At 34.8% G+C, this 11,422-nt stretch carries 6 protein-coding genes; all 6 read right to left on the bottom strand.

From position 1 onward, the window contains the following. Window positions 1–72: 72 nt before the first annotated feature. The 6 genes from OZP15_RS07035 to OZP15_RS07010 all read right to left on the bottom strand — a co-directional run bounded on the left by OZP15_RS07035 (window position 73) and on the right by OZP15_RS07010 (window position 11,256). Window positions 73–1,512, bottom strand: coding sequence for a sialate O-acetylesterase (locus OZP15_RS07035; RefSeq protein ID WP_269227743.1), 1,440 nt, complete (start codon window positions 1,510–1,512; stop codon window positions 73–75). Between the two features lie 117 nt (window positions 1,513–1,629). Continuing rightward, window positions 1,630–2,703: a DUF8694 domain-containing protein gene (locus OZP15_RS07030; RefSeq protein WP_269227742.1), complete on the bottom strand. Its 1,074-nt coding sequence runs from the start codon at window positions 2,701–2,703 to the stop codon at window positions 1,630–1,632. Between the two features lie 315 nt (window positions 2,704–3,018). Then, window positions 3,019–5,274 carry a TonB-dependent receptor gene (locus OZP15_RS07025; RefSeq protein WP_281337380.1) on the bottom strand — a complete coding sequence of 752 codons (2,256 nt, stop codon included), beginning with the start codon at window positions 5,272–5,274 and terminating at the stop codon, window positions 3,019–3,021. Window positions 5,275–5,469: 195 nt separating this feature from the next. Next, window positions 5,470–6,678, bottom strand: coding sequence for a mannonate dehydratase (gene uxuA / locus OZP15_RS07020; RefSeq protein WP_281337379.1), 1,209 nt, complete (start codon window positions 6,676–6,678; stop codon window positions 5,470–5,472). Between the two features lie 93 nt (window positions 6,679–6,771). After that, the gene (locus OZP15_RS07015) at window positions 6,772–8,079 is read right to left on the bottom strand and encodes a rhamnogalacturonan acetylesterase (RefSeq protein ID WP_281337378.1); all 1,308 of its coding nucleotides are present in this window, start codon (window positions 8,077–8,079) and stop codon (window positions 6,772–6,774) included. Window positions 8,080–8,268: 189 nt separating this feature from the next. Further along, entirely contained in the window at window positions 8,269–11,256 is a 2,988-nt protein-coding gene (locus tag OZP15_RS07010; protein WP_281337377.1) for a glycoside hydrolase family 2 protein, read from the bottom strand. Between the last annotated feature and the right edge of the window lie 166 nt (window positions 11,257–11,422).

The raw sequence follows: 11,422 nt of genomic DNA, 5'->3' as shown, positions 1-11,422 counted from the left end.
AATTAGTTTGGTGATTTTTTACTTATTTACGATAATTATAATTCGTATCAATGACTATAAAATTGATGTGTATTATAAATTTTTCATAGCAATTACTCGAATATTATTTTCTTTTAAATAGTCTAAAATCTCTTTTAAAAATGCAATAGAAGTGGAATAATCAGGATGAATGGTATCTGGAACTCCATGAAAAGTTAAGACCAAAGTATCATCTGCTTTTAGATCTTGTAATGCTTTCATAGTTCGAGGTTTAAATTTATCTGAAGAAATAACAGTATAACTCGGAATGGCTAATTTAGAATCTACACCCACTTTATAATTTTTGGCACCACCAATTCTTGCGAATTTATACCCCATTTCTTTCAAAACCCTTTGCGAAATAGAGTCGTTTCGATTGCCAGGATAAGCAAAAGAAATGGGTTTTGGAATGCCAAATTCTTTACACTTCTCATCGATATAACTTACTTCTTTTTTAATATCCTCCAGACTCAATTTAGTCAAGTTTTTATGATGTCCGGTGTGATTTCCAATTTCGAAACCCTTTTTATGTAATTCCAAAATCTGACTCCATTTCATGTATCCTTTGGTTTCGCTAGCATTCTTTACTGGAAATTCACAAACAAAGAAAGTCGCATTAAAACCATATTCAGATAATAATGGAGCGACGTTATTGTAATGGGTAATTTCAGCATCATCAAAAGTGAGTACTACGGTAGGTTTTTTAGTTGATTTTTGCTGTGAATTTTTCATGGCTACAGCATATCTTTTGCCCAGTTCACGACTCGAAGCCGTATCAAAATGCAAATGATCGCCGCGGTCTGTCAAATCCTTGGCAGAAACTACAGCAGTATTTTTTACAGCATCAGGTAGTTTATTAATGATTGTATTGATGTAATTTTCTTTATTAAAATAACCAATTTCACCAGCCACAAATGGAAGATTAGGTGCATTCAAATCTTTTCGAAGAGTAGCAATTAAGATTCTTAATTTTTCAAGATACACCTCGGTTTTTTTAGGGTCGTTGTCCGACTCTCCTTGATGCCAAAGAATTCCTTTTAAAACGCCTTTTTGCATAGCTATTTTAGCACGCTGAATGGCTTCGTCATAAGGGAAATTTTCAAAATACTTGGCTCCTGGTTGCCATACTTTTATAGGCGAACCTCCCCAAGCACAAGGAATAAGCCCTATTTGGATGTTCTTATTTTCATGAAGCATTGCTTGTGCAAAACTAATACCCGGTCCTACTCCTGCAGATGGTTTGTCAAAATGCAAAGGATCTTTGGCAAGAACCCAATTATTGGTTTTATCCAACATTAAAATTACATCCGAAGTAATTAGGCTTTGAGTATCAACTGTGCCGCGACCCGCCATATTCGATTGTCCAATGAGCAAATATACTTCCAATGGCTTGTTTTTATTGACTTTTTGACCATAGGTATTAAATCCAAGAAAAGCGATCCAACAGATTGCAATTTTTGATACAATTTTACATTTTACATTTATTTTAGACATTTACTTTCATTTTGATTACTCCAAAATTACATGACCATTTTTAAACCCAAAGCTATTCCAAATACTAAATTACAGTATATGGAATAGCTTTTTAAGTTCTTTACAGGAAATAATTTATTACTGAATTATTTTTCTACTCAAAATAGTACCGTTACTTGTTGTTACTTTTACAACCACAATTTGATTTAAAGTATTCAAATCCAAACTAGTTTCTTTCGATTGAATATTTTTTTTGCTTTCAATCAAATGACCAGTTATATCATAAACATTTACATCGGCAATGAGTGTATTTTCAGAATTAACTTTTATACTTTGCCCTTGAGAATAAACCACGATTGAATTAACATCAGTTGCTTTTTCATTAACTCCAAGTGAGGAAACTGCAGCGACAGTTGTTAGATTTGTTCCTGCATCAAATGTATTTGATATTGTTTTTCCTGCTACTGCTTTTAAAGTTCCCGCAGTAATAAACGCCTGTACAGCATTCGTCTGATCACCAGGAATAATCATAGTTCCATTGTCGATATTTACAAGACCTTTAGCAGAAATTGCCAATGATGAAAAAGTGGTATAATTTATATTTACTGTTCCAGAATTGATATTTAAAGTACCATTACTTGAGTGTCCTAAAGACAACGATCCCGCTGTACCCAAAGTCAGAGTACCCCCATTAATATTAATAGTTCCTGGAGAACTGGCATTAGCTCCAACTCGCCAAACATTATTTCCTGTTACAGTAGCACCATTTTCAATATTTAAGACCCCAGAAACTCCAGCAACACCAGTATTTCCAGTATAAAGTTTTGGTAAAGTACTTGTACCTGAAATAACATTCAATACCCCATTAACCGAAGTAGTAGCAGCAGAACTAGTTGTAATATTAGCATTTGCAGTAAAAGTTACGCCTGAATTTAAAGTAATTTGTCTACAATTAACTGCAGCCGTATTTGTTACCTGATTACCATTATTACCCGTCACACCGATAGTAAAGATATCAGCAGTTGCAAAAGCTACTGGTGCAGGATCCCAATTAGATAACATTGAAAATTCAGAAGATGTTCCGCCCACCCAAGCATATTGAGCAAAAGAAGATTGTACACTCAAAAGAGTCAATGCTGCAAATGCTGCCATTCGGAAAGACTTTGCTCTAGAAAATGAGTTCGAAAAATTGAAAAGTAATTGTTTTTTCATAATAAATAATTTTATCGTTAATAAATGAATAATTGGTAATTTTAATCGTTAATAATTTCTGATGTCAAAATTAATTTTAACACGCTTTTTACCATTATCATAATCTGCCAATACATATCAAAATAAGACACAGTACATTAAACAACTTATTATCAAATATTTAACAATTATTATTATTTACTCTTTTTTTTATTTATTCAAATTAAAAATTAAATGATAGTGTACTCAATGACAAATCACAAAACCACATAAATAAAAAGAGCAAAATGATAATTCACTTTGCTCTTTATGATTTTGAAAACAACGCTAAATAAATTAAAAAAACAGCACCAAATTTAATTTGGCAAAAAAGGGTGTTCCAGGGGTAAAATGTATTTCAGTTACAGGTTCTGTTTCATTTTGTAATTGGCTTTCTGTGTTAAATTGGGTTTCTTTCCATTTTACATTAAACAAATTTTGGATTGATATTCCTGCTTCCCATCTTTTGGTGGTGTAATTTACCGTTCCATCAACTAGAAAATAGCCTTTAGCAACAACGGTATTGGTTTCATCGGCTGGTCTATCTGCCATATATCGGTAACGCAAACTACCATTAAATCCGGTTTGATTTCTATAAGTTATTCCGCCAACAGTCGTAAATCTAGGTGCTAGTGGCAGAAAACTTTCTGAATTGGGTACTCCAATAGCTTTGGGTTTAGCTATGTTTACATCCAAATCAGCAAACAGGTTTTTTACGATTTCGTATCTTGCCGAAACATCAAAACCAAATCTTTTGGTTTGTCCGCCTGCTTCTACCACTCCTTCGTCACCTACATAAACAAATTCTTGGTCTAACCACAAATACCAAATAGCTGTTTGGAAAAAGAGTTTATTGCCTAATTTAAAAACACCTCCTAAATCGGAACCAAAGGCTGGTGGCAACACTTTTTTGCCATTTTCTTGCACGGCTACCCTAGTATCATTACTATGAAAACCTCTACCTGTGTACAAATACAATTGTACTTTATTGTTCAAACTATAATCCAAATTTAGTTTTGGACTAATGATTGTTGAGTTACTAGATTGGATAGCATTGGTCAGTTTGTCGTTATACCGATTATAAAAATTATCCAATCTGACGGAACCCGTTACATTTAATTTATTCGTAAACCCTATTTTTTGAGAATAATAGGCTGCCGAATTTAATTCATCCACATCGCCTAGCATGATTGCATTGGTAACAATCGTTCGGTCTTTTGTTCGAGATAATTCGATGTTGTTAATATTATCGTATCGCAATTGAATTCCAGTTTTGGTTTCAGTTTTGAATTTGCCTATGTAATATTCTTTTTGAAAAACACCACTGTAACCTGCAATATCTCGGTTTTCTGTTTGTTTGATTTGGTCGCCATTTATAGGGTCTTCTTTGTAAAATGTAAAATTGGAATAGAGTTCAAAAAAATACTTGCTGTAAAAAATTTGATTTCTAAAACTTCCTCCATTTTTAAGATTACTCAATAATTCAACAGAAGCATTATATCTTGACGTTTTGCCTCCTTCGTTCGGGTCGATGGCACCAAAAAAACCGACTAAACCAGTTGCTACTGCTCTATCAGGAATTTGCCCCGAGGCGTTCCATTTGCTCGTGAATCCAGTTACAGAAGCCGTCAACGAGTTGCTTTCATTAATTTTTCCGTGGTATTTTAAGATACCGTTCAACCGATTAAAATTTTGTGGATGATCGAAATAACCTTTGGTAAAGGAGCTTTCGCCCGCAAAATATAAACTTTGATTTTTGATATCGGATTTAGATTTCAATAAATTAATTCCTGCAATTCCTCGGAAAGTGTTAAATTGTCCCGCTTCAATTTTCACAAAGTTGTTTTCTAAATAATCTCTGGTTTTGAATTCAACAAAGCCTGCTGTGGTAAAATTCCCTTTATCGGCAAAATAAGGGCCTTTATTAAATTTCACATTCTCTATTAATTCAGGAATTACAAAATGCAAATCGGCGTAGCCCTGACCGTGGGCGTGACTTACCATACTTACTGGCAATCCATCAACCGAAATGTTAATATCTGTTCCGTGATCTAAATCAAAACCTCTTAAGAAAATTTGTTCTGCTTTTCCACCGCCAGCATGTTGACCAATGAACAAACCAGGCACCATTCGCAATACATCTTGCGAGTTGTTTATCGAACGCAAATGAATATCCAAATCGCTTATGGTTTTGAAAATTCCTGCATCAGAATCTTTGTTTATAGCCACTTCAGACAAACTAGCAATTTTAGGTTGCAGAAAAACAAATGCTGTTTGGTTGTCAAAATTTAATGACGCAACCAAAACTTTGTTGACTTCATAGCCGATGCAACTGACTAAAATGGTATTAGCATTTTTCGGCAACAAGTTCAGGTTTACAAAACCATTTTCGTCGGATGTTTGATTGAATTTCAAATCCTCACTTTGAACAATGGAGTATCTTACAGGCGTTTTGCTATAAGTATCAATTATTTTTATGCTTCGTTTTTGTGCAAAAGTAATATTGACTATGGAAGTAATTAAGAATAAAAAGAAAAGTTGTTTTTTGGTCATTTGTAACAATTGGTCATTATTTTTAATGGATATTAATAGAATGTCAAAATTAATTTTACTTCCTTTTTTCTATTTATCATATATTGCCAATCTGTATCAAAATGAGACCTAATTCCATAAAACACAAAACCGTATAAAGAAAAAGAGCAAAATGATTGCTCACTTTGCTCTTTTTTTTTAACTAATATGCAATTTCTAATTATTTATCAAATACCGAATACCTACTTCGAGACCTGCCAGTTCTGCCAAGCCTTTTAATCTTCCGATTAATGGATAGCCAGGATTTCCTGCTCTATCAAAATCGTCTAACATTTTATGACCGTGATCGGGACGGATTGGAATGTTATAATCGGTTCTTCCTGTTGTTTTTCTCCTGATTTGCTCTTCGATAATAGCTTTCATTACTCCGGGTAAATCAACCGTTGGGTCTAAATGCTCGGTTTCATAAAAATCGCCATTGTCAAGAATTTTGGTACTTCTTAAATGCAGAAAATGCACTCTTTCTGCATATTTTTCAAAAATTTCTGCAAGGTTATTATCTTTTCTAGCGCCTAAAGATCCTGTGCAAAAAGTGATTCCATTATGCAATGACGGACAAACGTTTGCCAACCATTCGAAATCTTTTCCTGTACTTACAATTCGAGGCAAACCTAATAATGGAAAGGGTGGATCGTCTGGATGTACGGCTAAACTAACACCCGATTCTTCAGCAACAGGAATGACTTCGTTTAAGAAAAATGCAAAATTCTCTCTTAATTGATGTTTGTCAATGCCATCATATTCGGCTAGCAATTTCAAGAAAATAGCTACTGGTTCTTTTTCATCAGCATCAACAGCTCCGTCTATAAAAGATTGAGTAGCTACAATGATATTGTAAGCCAAACTTCTAGCATCTTCTTGAGTTAGGGTTTTATAAATTTCTTCTGCTTCTTTTAGTTGCTTTTCAGTATAATCTTTTGAAGCATCGGGTCTTTTTAGAATAAATAGATCAAAGGCCGCAAACAAATCGGCTTGAAAATACATGGCTTCAGTTCCATTTTCGAGCGTATAATGCAAATTGGTTCGAGCCCAATCTAATACTGGCATAAAATTGTAGCAAATGGTATTAATGCCACATTGTCCTAAATTCTTAACGCTTTCTTTATAATTGGCAATAATGCTATCTCGGCTAGTTTTTCCTTTTTTTATATCTTCATGTACTGGTAAGCTTTCTACTACATCCCAAGTAAGTCCGTGAGCTTCTATATTATTTTTGGTTTTCAAAATCTCTTCGACCGACCAAATTTCACCATTAGGGATATGATGCAATGCAGTAACAATTCCTGTTGCTCCCGTTTGTTTGATTTGCTCTAGGCTAATTGGATCTTTTGCTCCAAACCATCTTAATGTTTTCTTTAATTCCATTTTTTTACTTTTAAACAGCTCCAAAAGTACTAAAACCTCTATCGATAGGAATGATAGTTACTATTATTTTTTATTAGTATATAGTAGAAACTTTTAATTTCCGTCGGGTTTAGTAATTTCAAATCTGTTGCTCATCGGTAAGGTCCAGTCGCTAAATTGAGCTGGCTTTTTAGGATTATAAGCAGGAATAGTTGCTTTTATATTTTTAGCAATGTCCAATTTTAAATCTCTAATGCCTTGAACGACACATTTAGCCACTTCATTAGCACCAAAACTTCCAAAATGAGTATTATCGGCCAAGGCTTTTGTCTGTCCTGGAAAAGTATTAGCTGGGTAAAATACGAATGCTTTTTTAGACGGTTTATCACCCCAACTTTCGTACATAGCTGTTGTCATATTGGTCACATCAATAAAAGGAACTTGCAACTCTTGGGATACTTTTCGCATAGCATCGGGAAATTCACCGTGAGTAGGCTGTAAAGTTCCGTCAGCATTAAAACGACGTCTTTGTGTAGGCGTGATTAACACTGGAATTCCTCCTTTTTTTCTGGCTCTGGTTACATATTCTTTTAGCAAAGTGGTGTATTCTCCCCATGCCCCTTTTCCTTCACCTTTGGCTTTTTCGTCATTGTGTCCAAATTCGATAAATAGATAATCGCCAGCTTGCATCAAGTGTAAAATTTTCTCCAATCGATTTCCAGATTTAAAAGAACTCAAAGCCAATCCTGAACAGGCATAATTAGCTACTACTACATCAGTACTGAAATAATTAGGAAAAAATTGTCCCCAAGATCCCCAAGGCTCATTATCTTGATCGGTAACGGTTGAATCTCCTGCGATAAACAGTGTTTTAATTTTTAAAACTGGTGTGATTTTGATGCTTTGAATGACAGAGCCTACTGAAAATTCTAATGTCAATTTATTGTCCCAGTTCAAGCCATTAATTTCGCCTGGTTTCAAACGAATGCTGTTGTTGGTATCAAATTTTGCGGTTCTCACATTGATTGTAAAACGTTCTGTTTTTGTTTCTTTTTCGGCAGTTTTTGTTTCTTGCAACATTAATCTTCTGGACTCTGCTTTTAGGGTTGTTGTGGCACTATTTTTCCCACCAATAACTGCCTCAACAGTATAATTTCCTTCAGGAAGTTTTACCGAAAAATAAACCGAATTTTTAGCCAATATTGATTTTTTGTCGAATACTACATTTTTATCGGAATCCAAATCGAATCCGTAACCTGTAGTATCATCATACAAGACGGCTTTATTTATAGTTGTTCCAGCATTTTTATTGGTATTCTCTCCAAAATTAAAGGCTATAATTGCCTCTTTCTTTTGGGCATTGGCATTGAAAATCATTGCAAAACATAAAAACGGTAAAAGTATTTTTTTTAGGTATTTCATTGAATATTTTTTATTTTATTTCTAAAATAAAACCAGGTCATGGCAATTTATTAATCAATAGTTCATAATAAAAAAAGCCTACCAGAATACGACCAAATACCTGATAGGCAGCCAAATAACAAACCTAATTTTAACTATTATTAAATAAACAACTTTATAAGCTGAATATTAATTGGTCCTTAAATAAATTTAAAGAATTGACTCATAAAACTCCACTTCAATTATAGGCAATCGTTGTATGGTTTTACCTCCTTTTTTCAAGCCTGCTTCATCTACTTTTCCTGTAATTTCTACCAGATTGATAGCGTCACTGTCTTTTGCATTACCCATTAATTCGATGCGTACTTTTTTACCTTTAATTGGTGTTACATCCAAGGTTATATATCCTAAACTAGTAGGTGTTGAACCTTCGAAAACTTTTTTATTATCGACAAAAATTCGGATTGGATACTTTTTGCTTTTCCATCCTGCTAACTTCATCACAACTTGATTAATCGTAGCCTCACGATCTAATTCGTATTCTATCAACGCTTTATCGTTTTTTCCATAAGACCATTCAGTCAATTCGTTGTCGTCATAACTTTTTACGGCATCAGCTTGATTGGAACTGGTTTTGGCTCCAATAATTGGGATTGCTAATCGTGTTCTTGTGAAAGATGGCGTTGCTGGCGTTGGTCCTTTTTCTGTAAAAGAGGGTAAGTTTTCGTTTGGCAAATTTGTTGACAATTTTCCTAAATCGGTTTTAATTGTTTTCACTTCAATTGCATCACTTTTCAGCGATTTTGAACTTGCTTTGATATTGATTACTCCATCTGTTTCAGTTGATCTTACCATGATTCGGTTGACTCCACATTCTACCGGAAGACTGCTTGCTCCAATATAATTGTCTGGTCCTTGTGCAATTCCGCCCACAAATGTTCCTTGGCCTTTTACTTCAAAATCAATCATATTGAGTGCAGTAGGACAACGATTTCCTTTGTCATCCACCACTTCTACTTGTACAATGGCTAAATCATTGGCATTCGCCAAAGTTCCGCCTGGTCTTTCGATAGTTGTTAATTTAAGTGCGTGTGGTTTTCCAGCAGTGCGAATTTCAGTTTCGCAAACTTGTTTTCCGGATTTGTCATAACCAATGGCTTTGATTGTTCCAGGTTTGAATGATACATTTTTGAAAGTAAACAAGAATCTTTTGCTTTGTATTCCTTTTCCAAGACTTACTTTGTTGACAAACAATTCTACCACATCAGCAGTCGAAATCACGGTAATGTCTTTGGTTATTTCTTTTTCATAATTCCAATGCCCTACAATATGAGCTTGAGGTTTTTCGGTATCTACCCATCCATCCCAAATAACCTGATGAGCAAAAAAGTTGTCTTTTGGAATACGCATGGCATCTACTTCGCCACTTCTTCTGTAATTTTCCTGTCCTCTGTAGTGCGTATTCGAATCACTAAAAATAATATTCACTCCTCCTGAACTAACTCTTTCGCCAGTCCCCGGTCGGGATTCCCAGTAATCGTACCAACGGACTACGTTTTCAACGGCATGTGTATCCTGATTACGGTTATACGAACTAGCATCGGCAACTTTTGTTCCATTTACATTCGTATGTGTCGTTCCGCCAACTCCATTTTTATGAAAAGGTGGCGTAAATTCGTCCCAATATTTACGTAAACCTTCGTCTCTGCTGTATTCGGTAGCCCAAAAAGGAAGCTTTGCACTTTTGTTGATGTATAACATTTCGCCTCCATATTCGGCTACTTTACTATCTAACATTTCTCTACTTCCAATAGCGCGTCCTCCATAAGGATCATACGTATTTCGGATAGCCAACATTTCTTTCATGTGCTCTTCCGAAATGCTTTCGTTCCCCGATTCGTAGAATAAAATACTTGGATTGTTTCTGTTGTAAATAATTGCATCACGCATCAACTCCGTACGTTGTTCCCATCGACGACCTGTAACATCTGCTTCGGCATCTCCGGCTGGCATGGCTTGGATTAGACCCACTCTATCGCAAGATTCTACGTCTTGTTTCCAAGGCGTAACGTGCATCCATCTTACCAGATTTCCGTTACTTTTTACCATCAAACTATTACTGTAATCGCTCATCCAGGCTGGAACTGACATCCCTACAGAAGGCCATTCGTTGCTGGTACGTTGGGCATACCCTTTCATTTGAATTACTCTGTCATTCAAATACACCATTCCTTTTTCGAATTTTGCTTTGCGGAATCCTGTTTGGATATTTACCTTATCAACAGATTTATTGTCCACCAATAATTCAGAAGTAACGGCATATAAATAACCGTAACCCCAACTCCAAAAATTAAGATTATTTAAAGCTTTAGATGCTTTTAAATCCTTGCTTTCATTTGGATTTACTGTGAAAGAATCCCCTAAAAACGAAGCTAATTCTTTTCCTTGCATATCTATTACGGTTACTTTCAATTGTGCATTCACTGCTTTTGAAAGTTCATTCTTTACTTGTGAAGACACATTAATAACTGCTTTCTTATCGGCTATATTAAAATCTGTTGCATAAACATAGGTTCCTGTTGTTCCCAATGTTGAGAACAATGGTAAAGTTTGATATACTTTAGACTTTATATGCAAGAATACATTTTTAGGAAGTCCACCATAATTGGCATTAAAATTATTATTGTTCCATTGGTATCCTGAACCTGAAACTTTCTCTTTGTATTTCCAGTCGTTATCCGTTTTTATGGCAATTACATTTTCTTGAGGAAATGGTTTTACATAAGGTGTTAAATCGAAACCAAAAGCCATCACTCCATTTTCGTGTCGGCCAATAAAAGCGCCATTCAAATACACTTCCCCCATTTGGCGCACGCCTTCAAATTCAATAAACACTTTTTTATCATTCGAATCTTTTGGCAATTGAAATGTTTTGCGGTACCAAGCAATTCCTGTTGATAATCTTGTTATATCATTTTTAAATGCCTCGGCTTGATTCCATGCAAAAGGAAGGTTGACAGCAGTCCATTTTTGATCATTAAATTCCGGTTTTATCGCTGCTTCAGCTTCTCCAACGTTTAATTTCCAACCGTAATTGAAGTTGTATTTTTCTCTGTCGGATTGGTTTTCCTGTGCGTTTGCAACATTTGTCGATAGTATTGCCAAACAGAATGCGTAAAAAATTCTTTTGATATTCATTATCTATTTTGTGTTTTTACTTTGATGAGTAATTTTAAGGTTGACAAATATAGATTTTACTCCTGTTGGTGCTGTTATCAATAGTTGCCAATGCCTATCAAAACCTGCCAAATGGCGCAATATGATAAGGAATTGCTGAATATGACTATTGAATACAAAAGAAATA

The sequence above is a fragment of the Flavobacterium eburneipallidum genome (assembly GCF_027111355.2).
GTDB lineage: Bacteria > Bacteroidota > Bacteroidia > Flavobacteriales > Flavobacteriaceae > Flavobacterium > Flavobacterium eburneipallidum.
The sequence above is the reverse complement of the archived record's forward strand: the minus strand, read 5'-3'. Positions and strand labels throughout refer to the sequence as shown.

Excerpts from the sequence above, each read along its gene's own strand:
- OZP15_RS07025 (WP_281337380.1), bottom strand. The coding sequence starts at position 5,274 with ATGACCAAAAAACAACTTTTCTTTTTATTCTTAATTACTTCCATAGTC.
- uxuA (WP_281337379.1), bottom strand. The coding sequence starts at position 6,678 with ATGGAATTAAAGAAAACATTAAGATGGTTTGGAGCAAAAGATCCAATT.
- OZP15_RS07030 (WP_269227742.1), bottom strand. The coding sequence starts at position 2,703 with ATGAAAAAACAATTACTTTTCAATTTTTCGAACTCATTTTCTAGAGCA.
- OZP15_RS07035 (WP_269227743.1), bottom strand. The coding sequence starts at position 1,512 with ATGTCTAAAATAAATGTAAAATGTAAAATTGTATCAAAAATTGCAATC.
- OZP15_RS07010 (WP_281337377.1), bottom strand. The coding sequence starts at position 11,256 with ATGAATATCAAAAGAATTTTTTACGCATTCTGTTTGGCAATACTATCG.
- OZP15_RS07015 (WP_281337378.1), bottom strand. The coding sequence starts at position 8,079 with ATGAAATACCTAAAAAAAATACTTTTACCGTTTTTATGTTTTGCAATG.